At 67.8% G+C, this 20004-nt stretch carries 16 protein-coding genes; 10 read left to right on the forward strand and 6 right to left on the reverse strand.

Going from position 1 to position 20004, the window contains the following annotated elements:
• Positions 1-16: 16 nt before the first annotated feature.
• The gene (locus tag J1N60_RS05730; protein ID WP_312911405.1) at positions 17-778 is read left to right on the forward strand and encodes a class I SAM-dependent methyltransferase; all 762 of its coding nucleotides are present in this window, start codon (positions 17-19) and stop codon (positions 776-778) included.
• A gap of 16 nt (positions 779-794) precedes the next feature.
• On the opposite strand, the gene J1N60_RS05735 is transcribed toward J1N60_RS05730, so the two are convergent.
• A complete protein-coding gene (locus J1N60_RS05735) occupies positions 795-1442 on the reverse strand; it encodes a helix-turn-helix domain-containing protein (protein ID WP_312911406.1) in 648 nt (215 codons plus the stop codon).
• Between the two features lie 195 nt (positions 1443-1637).
• Between J1N60_RS05735 and J1N60_RS05740 the strand changes: the two genes are divergently transcribed.
• The 3 genes from J1N60_RS05740 to J1N60_RS05750 all read left to right on the forward strand — a co-directional run bounded on the left by J1N60_RS05740 (position 1638) and on the right by J1N60_RS05750 (position 6861).
• Positions 1638-2633 (forward strand): radical SAM protein, encoded by a 996-nt coding sequence (locus tag J1N60_RS05740; RefSeq protein ID WP_312911408.1) that lies wholly within the window; start codon positions 1638-1640, stop codon positions 2631-2633.
• A gap of 449 nt (positions 2634-3082) precedes the next feature.
• Complete coding sequence (locus J1N60_RS05745) at positions 3083-4363, forward strand: ABC transporter substrate-binding protein (protein WP_312911410.1); 1281 nt, start codon at positions 3083-3085, stop codon at positions 4361-4363.
• Positions 4360-6861: a methyl-accepting chemotaxis protein gene (locus tag J1N60_RS05750; protein ID WP_312911412.1), complete on the forward strand. Its 2502-nt coding sequence runs from the start codon at positions 4360-4362 to the stop codon at positions 6859-6861. The genes J1N60_RS05745 and J1N60_RS05750 overlap by 4 nt, the downstream gene beginning before the upstream one ends.
• Before the next feature lie 50 nt (positions 6862-6911).
• Here J1N60_RS05750 and ilvA read toward each other — a convergent pair whose 3' ends face one another.
• Entirely contained in the window at positions 6912-8123 is a 1212-nt protein-coding gene (ilvA, locus tag J1N60_RS05755) for a threonine ammonia-lyase (RefSeq protein ID WP_312911414.1), read from the reverse strand.
• A gap of 393 nt (positions 8124-8516) precedes the next feature.
• On the opposite strand from ilvA, the gene J1N60_RS05760 reads away from it, so the two are divergent.
• Positions 8517-9917: an MATE family efflux transporter gene (locus J1N60_RS05760; RefSeq protein WP_312911416.1), complete on the forward strand. Its 1401-nt coding sequence runs from the start codon at positions 8517-8519 to the stop codon at positions 9915-9917.
• A 64-nt stretch (positions 9918-9981) separates the two neighbouring features.
• Here J1N60_RS05760 and J1N60_RS05765 read toward each other — a convergent pair whose 3' ends face one another.
• From J1N60_RS05765 to J1N60_RS05775, 3 genes are all read right to left on the reverse strand, one after another.
• Positions 9982-10926 (reverse strand): formyltetrahydrofolate deformylase, encoded by a 945-nt coding sequence (locus tag J1N60_RS05765; protein WP_312911417.1) that lies wholly within the window; start codon positions 10924-10926, stop codon positions 9982-9984.
• Between the two features lie 206 nt (positions 10927-11132).
• Positions 11133-12092, reverse strand: coding sequence for an electron transfer flavoprotein subunit alpha/FixB family protein (locus J1N60_RS05770; protein ID WP_312911418.1), 960 nt, complete (start codon positions 12090-12092; stop codon positions 11133-11135).
• The gene (locus tag J1N60_RS05775) at positions 12089-12880 is read right to left on the reverse strand and encodes an electron transfer flavoprotein subunit beta/FixA family protein (RefSeq protein ID WP_312911420.1); all 792 of its coding nucleotides are present in this window, start codon (positions 12878-12880) and stop codon (positions 12089-12091) included. Before J1N60_RS05775 ends, J1N60_RS05770 begins: the two co-directional genes overlap by 4 nt.
• Positions 12881-13094: 214 nt before the next feature.
• Here J1N60_RS05775 and J1N60_RS05780 point away from each other — a divergent pair, with 214 nt between their 5' ends.
• From J1N60_RS05780 to J1N60_RS05800, 5 genes are all read left to right on the forward strand, one after another.
• Positions 13095-13580, forward strand: coding sequence for a TRAM domain-containing protein (locus J1N60_RS05780; RefSeq protein WP_312911422.1), 486 nt, complete (start codon positions 13095-13097; stop codon positions 13578-13580).
• Between the two features lie 129 nt (positions 13581-13709).
• Positions 13710-15503 carry a hypothetical protein gene (locus J1N60_RS05785; RefSeq protein WP_312911424.1) on the forward strand — a complete coding sequence of 598 codons (1794 nt, stop codon included), beginning with the start codon at positions 13710-13712 and terminating at the stop codon, positions 15501-15503.
• Positions 15500-16195, forward strand: a complete 696-nt coding sequence (locus tag J1N60_RS05790; RefSeq protein ID WP_312911425.1) for a DUF7269 family protein — start codon at positions 15500-15502, stop codon at positions 16193-16195. The genes J1N60_RS05785 and J1N60_RS05790 overlap by 4 nt, the downstream gene beginning before the upstream one ends.
• On the forward strand, positions 16192-17475 hold the full coding sequence (locus J1N60_RS05795; RefSeq protein WP_312911426.1) for a DUF58 domain-containing protein: 1284 nt from the start codon (positions 16192-16194) through the stop codon (positions 17473-17475). The genes J1N60_RS05790 and J1N60_RS05795 overlap by 4 nt, the downstream gene beginning before the upstream one ends.
• Positions 17472-19271 (forward strand): DUF7519 family protein, encoded by a 1800-nt coding sequence (locus J1N60_RS05800; RefSeq protein ID WP_312911427.1) that lies wholly within the window; start codon positions 17472-17474, stop codon positions 19269-19271. Before J1N60_RS05795 ends, J1N60_RS05800 begins: the two co-directional genes overlap by 4 nt.
• Here J1N60_RS05800 and J1N60_RS05805 read toward each other — a convergent pair whose 3' ends face one another.
• Complete coding sequence (locus tag J1N60_RS05805; RefSeq protein WP_312911429.1) at positions 19272-19931, reverse strand: maltose acetyltransferase domain-containing protein; 660 nt, start codon at positions 19929-19931, stop codon at positions 19272-19274. It lies immediately after the preceding gene.
• Between the last annotated feature and the right edge of the window lie 73 nt (positions 19932-20004).

Raw genomic sequence — 20004 nt, forward strand, 5'->3', positions numbered from 1 at the left:
GGCCCAACCCACGACTATGAGCGACGAATCGACGGAGTCGAGGGACGTGACGGAAGCAGACGGCGACGGTGACGTCTCGAGCGCCGAGCACGAGGCCCACCTGGAACGCAGTCGGAAGGTGTGGAATCGCTGGAGCGACTGGTACGCGATGAGCGAACGCGACTTCGAGCCGATACGCGAGGATGCGATCGACCATCTGGACCTCCGACCGGGGGACCGCGTGCTCGACGTCGGCTGCGGTCCGGGGGTAAACTTCGAGCCGATTCGACGGGCGATCGGGAAGGACGGACGCCTCGTCGCCGTCGATTACAGCCCAGCGATGGTCGCGAAGGCTCGAGAGCGGATCGACCGGTACGGGTGGAAAAACGTCGAGGTTCACCGTGTCGACGCGACGACCGTCGCGTTCGACGACTGGTTCGACGCCGCCGTCGCGACCCTCTCGATGAGCGTCATGCCCGACGTGCGTCGGGCGGTGGAGAACGTCCACCGACTCCTCGTTCCCGGCGGGTCGTTCGTCGTGTTCGACCTCGGTGCCGTCCCGGCGGGACCCGCACGGGTCGCGAATCCGTTCCTCCGGTGGTTCCTTCGCTGGTACGCGAACTGGAATCCCGACGGCGACGTCGACGAATCGCTCCGGGCGGTCTTCGACGAGTGCGAGGTCGTCGAGACGTACGCCGCGGGGATCGGGTACACGGTACGGTGTCGGAAGGCTCTCGGTTCGGATGGCGGTGTCGACGCGGGTATCGACGCCGGTTCCACCGCCCGAGACGATCACTGAACGGACGCTCGCGCGATCACCGGCGCGTCTCGAGCACCCGGCCAACGACGTTCGCTTCTCCGCGCCTGAGCAGTTCCGAGGCCGTCGACACGGCGCACTTGAGTTCGTCGGCGACCATTTCGATGCCGTTGCGGCGCGGGACCTCGTAGTAGCCGACCGCCCAGGCGGTCTCGAGCGCCGCCAGCTGTCGCTCAGTGGCCGCCGTTTCGTTCGTCGTCACGGAATCGCTCGTCCAGCGGACGTCGACTGTGACGCCGCCGGCGAGTTCCTCGAGCACGGTCGCGAGGTCGCTCGAGTGGCCGACGAGGGTCGTTCGGATCGTCCGGTCGGAGCGAATGTCGATCGGCGGAACCACGACGACGGTCTCCTGCGAGAGCGCGTCGAGCAACGACGCTCCTTCGGGCCCGAGGTCTCGACGGAGGTACAGGAAGAACCCGTCGTCGGCGGGGGTCGTGTCGTACTCGTGAACCGTCTCGAGGCCGTCCAGGATCGACTCGTAGGCGTCGACGTCACCGTACACGAACGAAGTAATCGTCTCGACGCCGTCGACCGCTTGCCCGCCGAGAACGACCTCGCGGTCGATGGCGGGCGACTCGCAGATGGCCGCGTGGATCGGCGCGAGCGCCTCCGGGTCGTGACCGAGCGAAACGCGCACGGACTTCATGCGCCGACGACACGAATTCGGCCGTTATAAATCCACGATATGCTTCGGTCGAAACTCCCGTCGGTTCGTTCGACTCGCCTCCCAGAGCCGATCGGTAAAGATCGCGGAGAACACACGAGAGCGATTCGCACGCAGGGATTCGCACGCGCCGATTCGCACCGCTTTTGACCCTCGAGACCGAATCGGTACTATTGAATGATCTCGAAGGGCTGTGAGCAGTGTGCGAAAGGCGGCAAGATGGTGCTGTTCGTCTACGGTTATTGCGACCAGCGCGACTGCTTTTACTGCCCGCTCGGCGAGAACCGCAAGAACGTCACGGACGTCTACGCCAACGAGCGCCTCGTCGAGTCTGACGAGGACGTGGTCACCGAGGCCCACCGCATGGACGCGCTGGGCACCTCGATCACCGGCGGGGAACCCCAGGAGGCCCTCGAGCGAACCTGTCACTACCTCTCCTTGCTGAAAGACGAGTTCGGCGAGGATCACCACACCCACCTCTACACCGGCATTCCGGGGGGACGAGAGAACATGCGACGACTCTCGGAGGCCGGCCTCGACGAGATTCGCTTCCACCCGCCGCTCGAGCAGTGGGGCGACCTCCACGGCACGGAGTGGGAGGACATCCTCTATATCGCTCGCGAGGAGGGACTGACCCCTGCCTTCGAGATCCCCGGTATCCGCCCCGAGATGGAGTTCCTCGACTTTCTGGACGAGGGCGCCGCCGACTTCTGTAACGTCAACGAGTTCGAGATGTCCCACGGCAACTACCGCCGGATGCAGGCGGAAGGGTTCGAACTCAAAGAGGGCCACATGAGCGCCGTCGACAACGACCGCGACGGCATCCTCGAGGTGATGGGCGACCACCCGAAGGTCTACTTCTGCACCTCGGTGTTCAAGGACGCGGCCCAGCACCGGCGGCGACTCAAGCGGATGGCCCGCACGGTCCGCCGGGAGTTCGACGACGTCACCGACGACGGCACCCTGGTTTATGGAAAGACTCGCGTCGACCCCTCGAGGTTCGAGGCCCTCGGAGTCCCCGAGGAGTTCTACACCGTGAAGTCGAATCACGTCGAGGTCGCCTGGTGGCTGCTCGAGGAGATGATCGAGGCGGGCGACGTCGACGACGGCGAGATCGTCGAGCAGTATCCGACGTACGACGGCCAGGTGGTCGAGCGGACGCCGCTAGCGTGACCGGCCGAGCGGACCGAGGCCGTTTTCGGGCCAGATTTTTGTCGGAGCGTGGGCGGTGCGCGGTTCGGAACGTACAGAGCGAGTGAGAACCGCGACTGCGAACGGCGACGCCGTGAGCGAGTTCGAGCGTAAAATAGTGACGACGCGGTGCCCGACGAACGACGGGCAGGTGGTCGAGCGGGCACTGCCGGCCTGACGTCATCTCGGTCTCGAGGCGGTTTTTCGGTGTTTCACCGCGTAGCACACCAGTGAAACGCGTGTGGTTGTCGTCTCGTTCGCCTCTAGACTCGCAAAGTACGGTTCCACACCGATCTTCAAACCATAGTCGCGACCCCTCGGTTTGAATGAGTGACGTTAAATTACACCACAAATATCCGAACTTTCTCCAATACTGTAATACCTCCAATGTTTGTATAAACAATTATTAATACGGGCTCTAACGCAGGCGTATGACTTCTTCCCCCAGGCGGGCAGTCCTCGCTGCCGTTGGTGCCGGCAGCCTGACCGCACTGTCCGGTTGTCTGAGTGACGTTCGCGAGTTCGTTCCCTCGAGCGACGGCCAGAGCCAGGACGAAACGAATCGAACGATCAAACTCGGCGTGATGCAACCACTGACGGGCGACCTCGAGGCGGTGGGGAAACCGATTCGGGACGCGGCGATCCTGCCCGCAGAACAGGTAGCCGATTCCATCGACGCGGACGTCGACTACAGCGTCGCCGACACCGCCGCCGATCAGGTGACCGGCGTCCAGCGGGCCGTCGAACTCGTCGAGGCGGGGTACCCGATGGTGAACGGACCGGCCGCTTCGGACGTCACGTTGCAGGCGACCCAACAGGTCTTGATTCCGTATCGGGCAGTCTGTTGCTCGCCGGCGAGTACGACCCCGACAATTACGTCGCTGAACGACGGGGGGCTGGTCTTTCGGACGGCGCTCTCGGACTCCCTGCAGGCGGTCGTCCTCGCCGAACGCGCCGCGAGCGACCTGGGCCACGACAGCGCGGCGGTCCTGTACGTCAACAACGACTACGGCTGGCAGTTGAGCCAGGCGTTCACCCAGTCGTTCGAGACGGAACACGACGGAACGGTGACGAACCGGGTGCCGTTCAATCCCCTCGAGGACGAGGAAGACGACCGATCGTACGAGGACGAACTCGAGTCCGCTCGAGCCGACGACCCGAATCTGCTGGTGCTCATCGGCTATCCGCTCACCGGTGCGCGTATCCTCACCGACTTCTACGATGCCGGCGGTGAGGAGGACGTGCTGGTGACCGAAGGGATGCGGGATCCGACGCTCCACGAGGCCGTCGACTACTCCCTCGACGGCATCCGCGGAACGGCGCCGCTGTCGGCCGGTCCCCACGCTGACGAGTTCGCCGACCTCTTCACGGACGCCTACGACGCCGAGCCGGGCATCTTCACCGCCCACGCCTACGACGCGTCGGCGGCGCTGTTGCTCGCGAACGCGTACGCCGGGCAGAACGATGGGACGGCCATCCGGAGCGCGATGTACGCCGTCACGAGCGAGTCCGGCACGATCGTCACCCCAGAGAGCCTCGCCGACGGCCTCGAGACGGCGGCTGCCGGAGAGCCGGTCGAGTACCGGGGCGCCTCGAGTTCGGTCGTCTTCGATACGAACGGCGATACGGTCGACGCGACCTTCGAGTACTGGGAGTTCGACGAGAGCGCGGACGGCGGCATCGCCAGTCTGGACGAGGTGAGTCTCGAATGAGCCGTCTCTCGCGACTCGTTCCGGGCCCGATTCGCCGGCGGTACCTGCTCAAATTCGTCATCTCGATTCTCGCCGTGACGCTCGTGATCGGCGCCGTCGGTGCGGTCAGCTACGACGAAATCAACCGAACGGTTCGCGACGACGCGACCGACCAGCTCGCCTCGACGGCCGAGTTGCAGGCGGAGGGAATCGGCGACTGGGTCGAGTCGATGCGTGTCCAGACGCGAACGACTTCGACCGACGAGACCCTGCGTTCCGAGGACGTGCAGGAAGTGCAGGGGGCGATCGTCGAATCGCAGGCGCGCCTCTCCGTCGACGTCCGGGCGATCCACGTCGTGAACGCCGAGACAGGAACGATCGAGACCAGCACGAGTTCCCAGTACCGGGACGTCTCCCTCGAGTCGGTCTCGGAGCCCTGGACTGAGGCCGAGTTCGCGAGCGAACTCGGCAACGAGGAAGCGGTCTGGAACACCGAGGAGGCCTACGAGTCAGAGGCTCTGGGCGATCAGGTGATGGCCTTCGCCAGCCCAGTCGCTGGCGACGGCGACCGCGTGGTGGTGCTGATCGGCACCCTCGAGTACCGCGTCAACCAGCTCGACCAGCCCGGCGCGGCGTCGACGACGATGATCGTCGACGGCGACCGAAGTGGGGTGTTGGCGCCGGGATCGCTCGCGTTCGACGGCGACGACCTCGACGGGGAAGCCGTCGAAGCGGCCCTTGGCGGACGGATGACGGTCGCGAACGAGGGCGACTACGTCCGCGCGTACGTCCCCGTCGCTGACACTCAGTGGGTCGCCGTCTCAAGCGTGCCCACCGACGCGGCCTACGGCGTGGCGACGGACGTGGGCCAGAACGTCCTCGCGATGCTCCTGGTGAGCCTGCTCGCGCTGGGGCTCGTTGCGGTCGTCCTCGGGCGGCAGACGGTCGCCCCGCTCGGGCGCCTCCGGGATCGAGCGGCGGACATGGAACGCGGGGACCTGGAGGTCGACCTCGAGACGAACCGCGTCGACGAGATCGGACAACTGTTCGTTGCGTTCGACAGCATGCGAACGTCGCTTCGCGAGCAGATCCGCGAGGCTGAGCGGGCGCGAACGGATGCCGAGCAGGCCCGCGCCGAATCCGAGGCGATGGCCCGTCACCTCGAAACGAAAGCCGACGAGTACCGCGTCGTGATGGAGGAGGCCGCCGACGGCGACCTCACTCGACGACTCGACCCAGAGAGCCAGAGCGAGGCGATGACCGACATCGCTCACTCGTTCAATGCAATGCTCGAGGAACTCGAGGAGACGACCGACGGCGTCAAGCGATTCGCCCACGAGGTCGCCACCGCGAGCGAGCAGGTCACGGCCTCGAGCGAGGAGGTGCGCTCCGCGAGCGAGCAGGTCACGCAGTCGATCCAGGCGATTTCGGACGGTGCGGACAGACAGCACGAGGAACTGCAGGCCGTCTCCGGGGAGATGGAGGGCCTCTCGACGACGACCGAGGAGATCGCGGCCTCCTCGAACGAGGTCGCCGACATCGCGGCGCGGACGGCGGAAACCGGACGGCGCGGGAAGGAAGCCGCCCAGGCGGCCAAAGACGGCATGGACGAGATCGAGGCCGAGTCGGAGGAGGCCGTCGAGGCGATCGACGCCCTCGAGGAAGAGATGGCCCAGATCGACCACCTGGTCGAGTTCATCTCCGACATCGCCAGGGAGACGAACATGCTGGCGCTCAACGCGAACATCGAGGCCTCCCGCGGCGGAACTGGCGGCGACGAAGACGGCGGGTTCGCGGTCGTCGCCGCGCAGGTCAAGGAACTGGCCGCCGACGCCAAGGAGACGGCCGAGGACATCGAGGAGCGCATCGAGTCGATCAGTTCTCAAACCCACGAGACGGCTGCCCAAATCGAGGGGACGGCGACGCGCATCGACGAGCACAGCGAGTCGATCGAGAACGCGGTGACGGCGCTCGACGAGATCGCCGAGTACGCCCAGCGGACGAACGACGGCGTTCAGGAGATCTCGGCGGCGACCGAGGAACAGGCGGCCTCGACCCAGGAGGCCGTGGCGATGGTCTCGAACGCAACCGAGATCTCCCAGGCGACCTCGAACGAGTCACAGCACGTCGCCGCCGCAGCCGAGGAACAGACCTCGGCGATTTCTGAAGTAACGACCTCCGCGAGTTCGCTCACCGACCAGGCGAGCCAGTTGAGCGCCGCCCTCGAGCGCTTCGAGACGAACGGTGCGAGCGTCGGGATCGACGGCCCTAGGGCTGGGGCCCTTCAGGACCCCGATACAGCCCACGCGTCGACCGCGTCGGACGAGCCGCTCGAGTTCGACGACGCGTCGGCAACGGAATCGACCGACGACTCGGCTGGTGACGAACCCGTGCAGGTGGGTGGAGACGGAGACGAAGACGGAGACGAACCCCTCGAGGACGCCGAGGATGAGCGCGAGACTGCGGACGACTCGGACCCCGACACCGAGGGGACGTTCACGTTCGGCGATACTAAATAGGGGTCGGACCGGCTTCGAGTCCCTCCTCGGACGACGCTCGATTCTCGGGACTACACCAGCACTTCGACCGCGTACCCGTGATCCTCGATGGCCTCGAGCAACTCCTCGACGTGGTCGTGGCCCCGCGTCTCGAGGTCGATCTCGACTTCGGTGTCGCTCATCTTGATGTCCCTCGACGTTCGATCGTGCTGGATCGCGTAGATGTTCGCTCGATGGCCCGAGATGATCGCCAGGAGTTCCTCGAGCGCTCCCGGCTGGTCCTTGAGGACGGTCTGGATCTTCAGGTAGCGGCCGGTTTCGATCAACCCGCGAACGATCACCGTGGTGAGCATGTTGAGGTCGATGTTCCCTCCCGAGAGGAGCGGAACGATCACCTCGCCGTCGTCGTAGTCGAACGCCTCGAAGAGGATCGCCGCGAGCGGGACGGCGCCCGCACCCTCGACGACGGTCTTCGAACGCTCGAGGAGGTGGGCGACGGCCATCGCGATCTGTTCGTCGGTGACGGTGACGACCTCGTCGACGCGCTCGCGGATGACCGAGAACGTCTTCTCGCCGATGCTCCGGGTCGCGATCCCGTCGGCGATGGTGTCGACCCCGTCGATGGTGACGACCGATCCCTTCTCGAGGGACGCCGCGACGCTCGAGGCGCCCGTCGACTGGACGCCGACGACGCGGACGTCGGGTCGCTTCGCCTTGACGGCCGTCGCGATGCCGGCAATGAGGCCGCCGCCGCCGATAGGGACGACCACGGTCTCGACGTCGGGGCAGTCCTCGAGGATCTCGAGGCCGATCGTCCCCTGGCCGGCCATCACGTACTCGTCGTCGAAGGCGTGGACGTAGGTTCGGCCCTCCTCGCGCTCGATTTCGTGGGCGCGCTCGGCGGCCGCGTCGTAGTCGGCCCCCGCGAGGACGACCTCGGCGCCGTAACTCCGGGTCGCCTTGACCTTCGCGATCGGAGCCTGCTCGGGCATGACGATCTTCGAGTCGACGCCCGCCCGCGTGGCCGCGAGCGCGACGCCCTGGGCGTGGTTGCCCGCGCTGGCCGTGACGACGCCGGCGGCCTGCTCGTCGGGCGAGAGCGTCTGAATGCGGTTGGTCGCCCCACGGATCTTGAACGCGCCGGTCCGCTGGAAGTTCTCGAGTTTCAGGTGGACCGCCGCGCCGGTCATGTCGGAGTAGGTGTGTGAGTACGTCAGCGGGGTGTGACGCGAGGTCTCTCGAACCCGTTCGCGGGCCTCGAGGACGTCGGCAAGCTCGAGCATACCTGCGAGTATCGGGCAAGTATTGTAAAGGATTGCTGTTGGCGACGGCCCAGCTGTTCGTCGATTCGGTCGGAGACATCAGCGCCGCTGGCCTCGTGTGGAAAACGTGCTGTCAGAAGCGACAGCACGACAGGGAATACAGGGTATGCACGGCGTGTGACGTGCGACTGTATAGGAGGACCGGAGATATATAAATCTCATGCAGCCGGAGCGAAAGTGTAATCGATAGACGGGAGCGAGGTGAAACTGGCGTCTGACGGGTAGCAGACGGTTGTCGTTCGTGCCTCGGTGACACGTCAGACGCCCCTTCTTGCCACTTCTACTGCGTGAACTAAACGTCGCGCAGCTTGCTCCTTTCGGAGGAATAAACGCCGCCGAGAACGGTTCGACCGTATGGGCGCGAGCGGCTCCGGAGCCGAGTCGTCGGGGCGCGAGCGACTGCTTTCGGTCTGGAAACGCGTCCTCGCGCTCGCGTGGCCGATCATGGCCGAGCAGACGACGCGGACGCTGATGCGGACCGTCGACATCGTCGTGACTGGCCTCTTTTCGCCGGCCGCCATCGCCGCTATCGGCCTCGCAGACCTCTACGCGCGCCTGCCGCTCCGGATCGGCCTCGGCCTCGGTGACGGCGCCATCGCGCTCTCGAGCCAGGACACCGGCAGCGGCGCAACCGAAACTCGCGACGAGGCGATCACCCAGGCGATCCTCCTCGGAGCCGTCGCCGGCGTCCCCTTCGTGCTCTTCGGCGTCCTCCTCAGTGAATACGCGATCGCGGTCCTCGGCGCCGAATCGGCGGTCGTGGCGTACGGCTCGGTGTACCTCGCGATCATTATGGCCACCGCGCCCGCCCGCCACGTCGGCATCATTGCCGCGAGAGCGCTGCAGGGAACCGGCGACACGATCTCGCCGATGGTCGTCAACGTCTTCGCCAACGTCCTCAACGTGACGGGGTCGGTCGTGCTGGGACTCGGCCTGTTCGGCGCCCCGCGCCTCGAGGTCGTCGGCGTCGGTCTCGCGACGGCCGGCGCCAACGTGTTCACGGCCCTGGCGTTGCTGGGAATACTTGCGGGTCCCTGGCGGGAGAGTTCGCTCGTCAGGCCGACCGACTGGATCATCGCGAAGCAACTGCTTGCAGTGAGCGCGCCGCGCATCGCCGAGGGCCTGATCGCGACCGCCATCGAGTTCCCGTTCAACTCGATCCTCCTCCTGATCAGCACGGAGGCCAACGCCGCCTACCAGATCGGCCGCCGGGTCTACCAGCAGATCTCGAGTCCCCTCTCCCGCGGCTATCACGTCGCCGCGAGCATCGTCGTCGGCCAGCACCTCGGGGAGGGCGATCCGGACACGGCCCGCTACGACGGCTGGGCGATCGCCGGCCTGGGGCTGGCGACGGTCGGCGTCATCGGGCTCGTCCTCGCGGTCTTCGCGCCCCGGTTCGTCCGGATCTTCACCGACGACCCGGAAACGGCGAGCCACGCCGTCACCTTCGCTCGAGCCTACGGCCTCAGCGCGCCGTTCCTCGTCGTCTACGTCGCCATCGCGGGCGCGCTCCAGGGCGCTAGCGAGACGATCTACCCCCTGCTGGCGCGCTCGAGCGGTCTCTTCCTGTTCTATCTCTGTTTCTCCTACGTCGCCGCCATCTCGCTCGAGTGGGGCGTCCTCGGCGTCGCGACCGGCGTTTTTCTGTACTACCTCTGGGCGCTGTGTGTCGTCTCCTGGGCGTACCTCGAGCGCGACTGGGCGGCCAAAGCGGCCCGGATGATGGCCGAGCGCGGCAGTCGCTCGAGCGAGTGAGGGAGCGACGAGTGAACGAACGGCGAGCGAGCAACGAAAAAATCGAACGCGACTCGCCGTACGCTCAGTCGTCGAGCGCGCTCGTGATCCCGTCGACCGGGCGGTCGGGCGTCACGTCCTCGAGTTCCCGGGGCAACCCGAGCTGGTAGGCGTCGCCGTTCTCTCGCACCGTCGTCCGGCCGCGGTGGACCGAGACGTCGCCGTTCAGGTGGAGCTGGACGGCCTCGAGCAGCGCCTCGGCCTCGAGTGGCTGTCCGCGGGCTTTCATCTCCGCGAGGTCGGCATCGTCGGGGACGTCGAAGGCCCGCTGGGTGATGATCGGTCCCTGGTCGAGGTCCGTCGTGACGTAGTGGGCGGTGACGCCGGCGACCCGGACGCCTTCCTCGATTGCCTGCCGGTAGGCTTCGGCGCCGGGGAACGACGGCAGCAGGGAGGGGTGGACGTTGATGATGCGGTCCTCGTAGCGGAACACGACGTTCGGACTCAGGATCCGCATGTACCGGGCGAGGACGATCAGGTCGGCGTCGTACTCGGCGAGCAACTCGAGGAGGTGTTCCTCGTCCTGCTGGCCGTTCTCCGTCCCGACGTCGTGGAAGGGCACGTCGTAGTGGTCGGCCAGCGGCTCGAGGGTGTCGTGGTTGCCGATCACGACGCCGATGTCGGCGCCCAGTCGGTCGTTGGCCCAGGCCTCGAACAGTGCCTCGAGGCAGTGGCTCTCCTTCGTGACGAGGACGGCGATTTGCTGGCTGTCGCGGTCGGTCGGGAACCGGACCTGGACGTCCAGACCCAGGTCGTCGCCCAGGTCCTCGAGGTCCGCCCGGAGTTTGGCCTCCGTGCAGACCATCCCCGACGTGTCGATGGCGAGGTTCATCCGGAAGACGCCGTCGCGAACCGCCTGGTCGAGGTCCTCGATGTTGCACCCGCGCTCGAACAGGAGCGTCGTGACGTTGGCGATCAGTCCGGTGTCGTCGTCTCCGACGACCGTGATTTCGGTCAGATCGGTTGTCATCGACACCACCACTGCTCGAGCACTGCAGTAGACATTACCTCCTCCTCATGCCACGGGTGGGTAAAAGCCCTGCCATCCACGTAATATTGGTCTCGCTCGAGGTGACGTCAGCCCGCGAACTCGAGCTCACGCTATAGAAGATATAGTGATGGTGCGAGCTGAAAAACCGCGCTCGCGTCCGCACCGCGCACCGCTCGCGCGGGTGCTCAGGAGAACTGCTCGATCAGCGCCGGCACCACGTCGAAGAGGTCGTCGTGGATCGCGTAATCCGCGATGTCCATGATCGGTGCGTTCGGGTCCGTGTTGATCGCGACGATCGTCTCGGAGCCTTTCATCCCGGCGACGTGCTGGACGGCGCCGGAGATACCGATGGCGATGTAGACGTCGGGCGTGACGACCTTGCCGGACTGGCCGACCTGACGGTTGGCCGGGAGCCAGCCCGCGTCGACGATCGGTCGCGACGACGAGAGCGTCGCATCCAGCGCCTCGACCAGCTCGCGGATCAGGTCCAGGTTCTCCTCTTCCTCGATGCCGCGTCCGATGGAGACCAGCAGGTCCGCCTCGCTGATGTCGACGTCGCCGCCGGCGACCTCCTCGAAGCCCGTGACCGTGGAGCCGATAGCGTCCTCGTCGATGTCGGCCTCAAAGGCCTCGACGGTGGCGTCGCCCGCGGCCTCGGTGGGTTCCCACTCGGCCCCGCGGATGGTGACCGCGGCCTGCTCGGCGTCGACCTCGGTGGTCGTCTCGACCTTCCCGCCGTACATCTCGCGCGTGCCAACGAGGGTGTCGCCCTCGGTCGCGAGGCCAACGGCGTCTGTCACCAGCGGAATCTCGAGGCGGGTGGCGACCGCGGGCGCGTAATCCAGCCCGTTGACGCTGTTGGGCATCACCAGGTACGCGGGCTCGAGTGCGTCCGCCAGCTGGGTGACCGCCTGGGTGTAGACGTCGTGGTTGAATTCCTCGCCGTAGGCGACGGTGTGGACGGTGTCGACGCCCTCGAGGGTCAGCGCGTCGGCGAAGGTCTCGACGTCGCCGCCGACGACGGCCACGTGGAGGTCGCCGCCGGTTTCGCCGGCGAGTTCGGTCCCCGCGGTGACGACCTCGCGGCTGACGTCCCGGAGCTCGCCCTGGCGGTGCTCGGCGACGGCCAGCACGTCGGCGCTCATTGGGCCACCCCCTTCTCCCGCAGGAGATCAGCTAACGCTGCCGCCGTCTCGTCGGCGCCGCCCTCGAAGACGGTAGTGTCGCTCTCGCTCTCGGGCTCGTACATCGCGGTCAGTCGGAGGTCGCCCGCGACGGCGTCGGCCTCGACGCCGAGGTCGGCGAGCGTCTGGTGGTCGAGGTCCTTGCGCTGGGCCATCCGGATGCCCCGGAGGCTGGCGTAGCGAGGCTCGTTGATCCCCGTCTGGATCGTGAGCACGGCGGGGAGGTCGATCTCGGTCAGTTCCTCGATCCCGCCCTCGAGCTCGCGGTGGACGGAGGCGGTCTCGTCGCCAGCCCCCAGGTCGAGCTGGTTGACGACGGCGCCCCACTGGTAGCCGACGGCTTCCGCGAGGGCGACGCCCGTCGCGCCGAAGCTATCGTCGCCCGACTGGACGCCCGTCAGCACGAGGTCGGGATCCTCGGCTTCGACGATCGCCTCGAGGATGGCGACCTTCGCACCGACGTCGAGGAGGTCGACGTCCTCGAGGGTGTCGTCCCAGACGCGGATGGCGCGGTCGGCGCCCTTCGCGAGCGCCTGGCGGATGGTCTGTTCGGTCTCCTCGTCGCCGATGGTGACGGTGACGACCTCGTCGACGATGCCGTCTTCCTCGAGCTGGACGGCTTCCTCGATGGCGTAGTCGTCCCACTCGTTGAGATCGGCGCCGAGATACCGCTCGTCGATGGTCGTCCCGTCGATTTCGAACTCGTCTTCGACGGTTGCAACCTCCTTGACCGGTACGAGTACCTTCATCATCGTTGATTGCGCTCCCCCGGGCGTAAACGTTTTCGAAACCGCGCGTCGCGGGCGTTCAGTTGATTCGGGCTCGCCTGGATTCGTGACGGTCTCTCACCGACCGAGAGTATCACGCCTCCGGACGCGTCTGCGGTGGGTTTACCCGGCGTTCGACTCGATTCTGGAAGCCAGTTCCGGAAGCGGTTTAACGATACCACAGGTACTAGGGCCCATGGCGGACTGTCCACTCGCAGACGACTGCCCCAGCTTTACCGAGCGAATCAGCGGAATGGGGTGTACGCACTACGGCGACCGCGGCGGCAAAGAGTGGTGTAATCACTACAACCAGCCGATCCAGGACCTCAAGACCCAGCCGGTCAAATCCGGCGAGGAAGTGGTCGTCGACGTCGTCGACATGCACGAAAGCGGCGCCGGCGTCGGGCGAACTGAGGACGGCTTCATCGTCATGATCGACGGCGTCCTCCCGGAGGCCCGTGTCAAGGCCGAAATCACCCGCGTCCACAGCAACCACGCACGCGCTGACGTCCTCGAGCGATTGCCGCTCGAGCCCGAGGAGTCCGACGACGAAAGCGACGATGACGACGACGCGAACGCCGACGGGGCGGACGCCGACGACGAGGAAGACGCGTCCGAGCGGGGCGGGCGTCGCCCACAGCGCGAGCAACTCGGCAGTCGCGAGAACTTCTGGGGCTCCTGAGCGGGCCGCCGGGGTGGACAGACCCTTCGTAGAGCCGTCGCCACGTATTCTCGTTTTCGCCTCTACTCGCCGCTTCGTGCGCCAATCTGCAATAAGACGTAAGTAGACCTGCTGGTATGTCACACGTGAATGACGATTGGATCGGACGGAACGTCTCGCCTCCTCGCCGTTCTCGCCGTCGGCTGTGCCATCGGTGGGATCGTCCTGGCCGCGAGTGCGATGCCGATGCTCGCCGCGGATTCTCCAGTGGCGACCGCGCTCGGCGACGGTGAGACGAGCGCAGAGCGCGACCGGGCGATCCAGGAGGCGATGCTCGAGGCGGCCGCGGAGGGCGACGGCGACCTCGCTGGGCGGGCTGACGAACTCGGAGCGTCGGATGCGGACGGCGAAGGACTTCGAACGGGTGGTTCCGGTGCTGGTGCAGGTGGTACAGGAGCTGGCGCCAGTGGCGGTGCTGGTGCTGGCGCCTTCGACAACCAACTCGTGCAGGCAGCAGCTCTCTCGGCGATGGAGGACCAGCACGACCTCCTGACGAATCCCGTCGTGAGCGACGCGTTGTTCGGACTCGCGGGTATCTACGCCGCTATCGGTGGGTCACCGGGCGATTTCGCCGCCGGTGCCGCCGATTCCGATCCCGGCGCGTACGACGACCCCGGGGACCTCGAGCCGAGCGCATACGACGACCCCGCGAACCTCGAGGGAGCCGCTCCCGAAGACCTGGCTGGGACGGCCGACGAGCCGATGACGTCGGGCGGATTGCTCGACGTGCCGACCTCGGCGAACGGACTCGAGGGCGGCTACGGCGACCTCGTGACCGACCAGCGCGCCGGGTCGACTTCGCTCGAGGGCGATGGGGCTGGCGGCCCGAATACAGATGCCGAACTCGACTCGAGCGACGGGTTCGACGCGAACGCCAACGACGGGGCGTGGGACGAGGACGCCGCCCCCGACGACAGCTGGACCGACGATCCGACCGTCGACCCGGATGCGAGTCAGGACGGCGACGAGTCGGGCGTCGAGACGACGGGCGGAACCGAGGATTCGAGCGCGAGCGACGTCAGTGACGCCACCGACGCTACCGACGCTTCGGACGACGAGACAAACGGTGCGGAGGCTGACGGAACTGACAGCGCCAAAGACGACGAAACGAACAGCGCTGAGACGGACGGAACGGACAGCGCCGAGGAAGAGACGAACAGTATGATCGACTCGCTCGAGGACTCGCTGGGACCGGCCGGCGAGCGGCCGATCCTGACACTCCTGGCCGTCGCATTGACGGTCGTCGTCGGCTACGTCTTCGTGCGAACGGACGACCCGATCGCGACGCTTCGAGCGCTCCCCGGCCGCCTGCTGGCGGTCGCGATGGGCGTCGTCGTCGCCTGCTCACGGGCGCTCGAGCGGGCCTACGCGGCGCTGTGCGGACTTCGATCGATCGCCGAGTTGCCGGGGCTCCTCCTCGGGGTAGTCGCCGGGATCCTCGCCGGAGCGAGGACGAAAGCTCGGTCCGTACGGGCGTCGCTTCCGTTCGTCGGCGAGGGGATCGAGGCCGATCCCGAAGCCGCCACACCAGACGACCGACCGACCGCTCGCGTACGCATCCGCGAGGCGTTCGCGGACGTGGCCGCGGTCTCGACCGTGTCCCGACTGCGGGTCGCGACCCCCACGGACGTCGCCGAGGGGGCGAAGGCCCGGGGCGTGCCCGCCGAACCGGTCGAGACGATCACGGACGCCTTCCGCGACGTCGAGTACGGCGGTCGGGACCCGGAACGGCGACTCGAGCGAACGACGGCCGCTCGAGCGACGATTCGGTCGTCGCTCGCGGCGGGCGACGAATCGGCGGACGACGCACCGAGCGACGGGGACGGTGACGCGAGTCGGGACGCAAACGAAAACCCGAACGAGAACTCGACAGGTGACCCGTGAGCCGTGGCCCGTCGACGCTCGGCCTGCTCGCCGGAACCGCCCTCGCGACCGGTCTGCTCGCACTCGGTGCAGGCCTGCTGTACCGCCCGGCGACGGTGCTCGAGGCGGTTCCCGAACTCGAGGCGGCGCTCTCGACGCTGAACCCGACCCACCTGGTGCTGGCGTTCGCGCTCGTCCTCCTGATCGTCGCCCCGACGATCACGGCCGCCGGTCGGTTCCGAGTCGACGCGCCGCGACCGATCGATGCGGGTTCGACAGAGCCGTTCGCCGACTCTCGCTCGCTGACCGATAGCTCGTCTCGACTCGCGGGCGCGGTCTACGACGACTGGATCGACCGCGCGACGGCGTACGACGACGAGCCTCGCCCGGTTCGCGACCAGGCCCGAACGGAACTCGTCGAGGCGCTTCGCGCGCTCGCCGCGGACGCCTACGCGACTCGCGCCGGACTGGACCGGGCGGACGCCCTCGAGGCAATCCGGGCAGGGACCTGGACCGACGACCGACGGGCGGCTGCCTTCCTCGCCGACGAGGACGGCCCGTCGACGCCGCTGTCGCTCTGGTTGTTCGACCTCTGCAGCACGGCCGATCCCTTCACGCGCGGGCTCGAGCACGCGATCGAAGCAGTCGAGGCGATTCGGGAGCGCCCTGTGAGAGCGGGGATCGAAGGCAAACGATGCGAGGGCTCGCGATGAGCCGCGTTCCCCGCTGGCAGAGTGCTGTCGTCGTTGCCCTCGCCATCTGCCTCCTCGCTGTGGTGCTGGGCGCGCCCGCGTTGTTCATGGTCGCCGTCGTTCCGCTCGGGTACGTCCTCGTCGGCGTCTCGAGCGGCGCGCCGTCGACCGACCTCGCCGTCGAGCGAACCCTCGACGACGATCGACCGCGACCCGGTCAGCCGGTTTCCGTCACCCTTTCGGTGACCAACGAGGGCGACCGGGTGCTCCCCGACGTCCGGGTGGTTGACGCCGTCCCCGAGGACGTGCCGGTGGTCACCGGCTCGAGCGCGTTCGCCACCGCAATTCGACCCGGGGAAACCGTCAGCCACGAGTACGAGGTGCTGCCGCCCCGGGGCCAGTACCCGTTCGGCACACCCCGCGTTCGCGTCCGGAACCTGGCCGCGAGCGCGCTCGAGACGCTCGAGCCCGACGCCGAGGGCGACGACTCGCTGACCTGTGAGACGCTGCTCGACTCCTTCGCCGTTCGCGACCGAACGATCCGCTTCGTCGGGCGGACGCCGACCGACGACGGCGGGAGCGGGATCGAGTTCTACGCGGCTCGGGAGTACCGCCACGGCGATCCAATCAACCGAATCGACTGGCACCGCCTCGCCCGGACCGGCGACCTCGCGACGATCGAACACCGGGAGGAACGCGCCGTCACGATGGTCTTCCTCGTCGACGACCGAACCGGTGTCCACCGCGAGTCGCGTTCCGGCGGCCCCGACTCGCACGACCTGACGCTGTACGCCGCCTCCCGCGGCGTGCTCGCCTCGCTCGAGGACGGTAACCGAACCGGGTTCGCGACGCTCGAGGACGACGTGTGGATCGACCCCGGTGGGGGCGACGACGTTCGTCGGCGTGTGGACGACGCGGTCGGCGACGTGTCCGGTAACGGCACCGCGAGCCGCCTCGCCGCCGACGGCGGGACGCTCGCGACCGGCCTCGAGACGCGCCTCCCCCGAAACGCGCAGGTCGTTCTCTGTAGCCCGCTCACGGACGACGCGGCGGTCGACCTGGTCGAACAGCTTCGCCTCCGCGGACGGACGGTGACCGTCGTGAGCCCGGACATGACGACCAGCGTGTCCGGCGGCGACCGGTCGCCGGGAACGGCGATCGCCGGCATCGAACGCGGGAATCGCGTCGACGACCTCCGCGGACTCGGCTCCGTCGTCGTCGACTGGGACCTGGCCGACCCGCTGTCGGTCGAACTGGCTCGTGCGATCCGCACGATGGGGGCGATGGGGGGCGCCCGATGACGACATCCGACCCGGAACCGGGAACGGACGGACGCGACCAGCAGTCGACGCCGTTTCGGTCGGACGGCGGAACCGAATCAGGTGCGTCGACTCGAGTCGGTAGCCCGGATCCGCGCTCGAGTCCGCGTTCGAGCCGCACCGTTCCCTCGAGTACCGACCGCGATGGGCGTAGTCCGTCCCGACTCGAGTCGGTCCGAACCGTGACAATCGCGTCCGGGAAACGAGGAACGAGTGCCGTACTCGGGGCCGTTCGAGGCGCCCTGGCACAGCCGACGACGAGCGACGTCGCGACCCTCGTGCTCACGCTCGCGATCTGTCTCGCCGTCGGCGGGTCCCTGATCGGCCCGCGATTCGCGGCCGTCGCGACGGTCGGCGGCGTCGGCGCGGCGCTGGTCGCCACCCTGCTCGGGAGCGACCGTCCGGTGCGTCGCGCCGTCGGCGGGGCGCTCGCCGTCCCCGTGGCCGTCCTGGTCGCCGTTCCCGTGACCCTCGCCTGGGCGTTCGCCGTCGGCGTCGCCGGGTTCGGCCCGTTTACGGCAGTGATCGTCTGGTCGCTCGTCGTCGCCGCCCTCGCCGGGACGCTGGCGTCGTGGGATCGACTGGGCGACGGCGGGGTCCGCGCAGCCGCCAGAGCCACGACGCTCGCCGCACTCGGGGTCGTGGCCGTGGTCGTTGTTCGCGTGCTCCCAGAGGCCGGCGTCAGGGAGCGCGCGGGGCCGGCGGTCGCCGAAGTGACGGGGGCTGCCAGTGGCGTCCTCCGTGAGCCAGGCCAGACCCTGGCGACCGTCTCGTTCTTCGCGCTCGTCCTGGCGACGGCCGGGGCCGTCTTCGTGACGGTCGGCTACGTCCCGATCGAACGCCTCGCCCCGCCCGACCGGCGTGAGGCCGTCTCGCGGGCCGTCGGTGTCGTTCGCCGCGGCAACTCGATTGCCATCCGTGTGGCGCTGGTCGGTCTTTCCGGGGTCGTGATGCTTCCGGCGCTGCTCGAGCAGTTCTCGGACGTTCCGCTCTCGCCGCGGGAACTCTCCACTATCGTCCCGTTACCCGTCGGCGAGGCGCTGGCCACGGTCGTCCTCGCACGCGAAATTCGCCTGGTATTGCTCGTCGTCCTCGCCATAGCCGCGTTCGTGGCTGCCCTCGAGTGGACTCGGCGGGCGCTGCGGCGGGGGCTGGCTGCGGTGCTCGCTCGGCTCCTGGCTCCGATGGTCGGCGGAGTCGTCCTGACGCTCGCGCTGGCGTCGGTGCTCGCCACGCCCGCCGTCGAGGCGTCGCTCGAGGCCCTGGTTCGCCAGATCGAACCGCAGGTGGTCGCCGACCTGCTGCTCGAGTTCCCGCCGATCGCGCTCGTCGTCGCCGTCCTGCTGGTCGCGCTGGGGATGCTCTCGTCGCTGTTCGGGACGGTCTCGTTGCTTCGAGCGATTCGCCTCCTGCCGCCGCGGGCGATCGGATCGGCGCTAGCGGCGATGGCGATCCTCGGCCTCGCTGGCTCGCTCGCGGTCATCGGCCGGACGGAGGCGGCGATCTGGACGGCCGCCGGCGCGTTCGTCGTCTGGGACGTCGGCGAGTACGCGGACGGGCTCCGCGCCGAACTCGGACGGGACGCGGCGACGATGCGGGCCGAACTGGTCCACGCGCTCGGCGCGGTCGCGACCGGCGCTGCAGTCGCACTCGGGACCGTCGGCCTCTATCGCTGGGCGGGGAGCGACGTCCTCGTCGTCGACCGCCGTCTCGCGGCGGCGGCACTCGGGGCGGCGTTGCTGGCGGTCGTGCTGGTCGCCTGGATCCTCCGCAAGTGATTACGTTTCTTCCGTTCCCGCTCCCTCCGCCGACGGCACCTCCCTGATCACCCGCGCGGGATTCCCGCCGACCACGACGCCCGCGGGCACGTCGTCGACCACGACCGCGCCGGCCGCGACGACGGCGCCGTCGCCGACCGTCGCGCCGGGGGTGAGCACCGCCTGCCCGCCGATCCAGACGTCGTCGCCGACCGTGACCGGCTTTCCGTACTCGAGGCCCTCGCGTCGCGCGGCGGCCTCGAGCGGGTGCGTCGCCGTGTAGACGTGGACGCCGGGCCCGAGCAGGCAGTTCCGGCCGAACTCCACGGGACAGACGTCCAGGACGAAGCAGTCGTAGTTTGCGAAGAAGTCCTCGCCGACGTGGACGTTGTACCCGTAATCGCAGCGAAAGGGTGGCTCGATCTGACACTCGTCGCCGATCGATCCGAGGAGGTCCTCGAGTATCTGCCGTCGCTGGTCGCTGTCACCGTCGCTGTCGGCCGTCTCGTCGCTGTCTGCTGTCCCGTCACTGCCGCCGTCACTATCGTCGTCGCCGCCGCTCTCGCTCATCCGGTTGTATCGACGCGTGAGCGCTCGAGCGCGCTCACGGTCGGCCACGAGTTCGGGATCGCCGGGGTCGTACAACTCCCCGGCTACCATCTTCCGTTTTTCAGGTCCCATACGGGTGTGTGGACGTCGATTCGAACGCGGGTAGAAAACGGTTTTCGTGATCGGCTCGGCGGGGGCGAACCGA

It is taken from the genome of Natronosalvus caseinilyticus (assembly GCF_017357105.1).
In the GTDB taxonomy this organism is placed as follows: Archaea; Halobacteriota; Halobacteria; order Halobacteriales; family Natrialbaceae; genus Natronosalvus; species Natronosalvus caseinilyticus.

What these genes read in the sequence shown, in the direction of transcription:
- J1N60_RS05730 (WP_312911405.1), top strand. Translation starts at nt 17, where the DNA reads ATGAGCGACGAATCGACGGAGTCGAGGGACGTGACGGAAGCAGACGGC.
- J1N60_RS05735 (WP_312911406.1), bottom strand. Translation starts at nt 1,442, where the DNA reads ATGAAGTCCGTGCGCGTTTCGCTCGGTCACGACCCGGAGGCGCTCGCG.
- J1N60_RS05770 (WP_312911418.1), bottom strand. Translation starts at nt 12,092, where the DNA reads ATGAGCGCCGACGTGCTGGCCGTCGCCGAGCACCGCCAGGGCGAGCTC.
- J1N60_RS05785 (WP_312911424.1), top strand. Translation starts at nt 13,710, where the DNA reads ATGACGATTGGATCGGACGGAACGTCTCGCCTCCTCGCCGTTCTCGCC.
- J1N60_RS05760 (WP_312911416.1), top strand. Translation starts at nt 8,517, where the DNA reads ATGGGCGCGAGCGGCTCCGGAGCCGAGTCGTCGGGGCGCGAGCGACTG.
- J1N60_RS05775 (WP_312911420.1), bottom strand. Translation starts at nt 12,880, where the DNA reads ATGAAGGTACTCGTACCGGTCAAGGAGGTTGCAACCGTCGAAGACGAG.
- J1N60_RS05740 (WP_312911408.1), top strand. Translation starts at nt 1,638, where the DNA reads ATGATCTCGAAGGGCTGTGAGCAGTGTGCGAAAGGCGGCAAGATGGTG.
- J1N60_RS05750 (WP_312911412.1), top strand. Translation starts at nt 4,360, where the DNA reads ATGAGCCGTCTCTCGCGACTCGTTCCGGGCCCGATTCGCCGGCGGTAC.
- J1N60_RS05795 (WP_312911426.1), top strand. Translation starts at nt 16,192, where the DNA reads ATGAGCCGCGTTCCCCGCTGGCAGAGTGCTGTCGTCGTTGCCCTCGCC.
- J1N60_RS05745 (WP_312911410.1), top strand. Translation starts at nt 3,083, where the DNA reads ATGACTTCTTCCCCCAGGCGGGCAGTCCTCGCTGCCGTTGGTGCCGGC.
- ilvA (WP_312911414.1), bottom strand. Translation starts at nt 8,123, where the DNA reads ATGCTCGAGCTTGCCGACGTCCTCGAGGCCCGCGAACGGGTTCGAGAG.
- J1N60_RS05780 (WP_312911422.1), top strand. Translation starts at nt 13,095, where the DNA reads ATGGCGGACTGTCCACTCGCAGACGACTGCCCCAGCTTTACCGAGCGA.
- J1N60_RS05765 (WP_312911417.1), bottom strand. Translation starts at nt 10,926, where the DNA reads ATGACAACCGATCTGACCGAAATCACGGTCGTCGGAGACGACGACACC.
- J1N60_RS05805 (WP_312911429.1), bottom strand. Translation starts at nt 19,931, where the DNA reads ATGGGACCTGAAAAACGGAAGATGGTAGCCGGGGAGTTGTACGACCCC.
- J1N60_RS05800 (WP_312911427.1), top strand. Translation starts at nt 17,472, where the DNA reads ATGACGACATCCGACCCGGAACCGGGAACGGACGGACGCGACCAGCAG.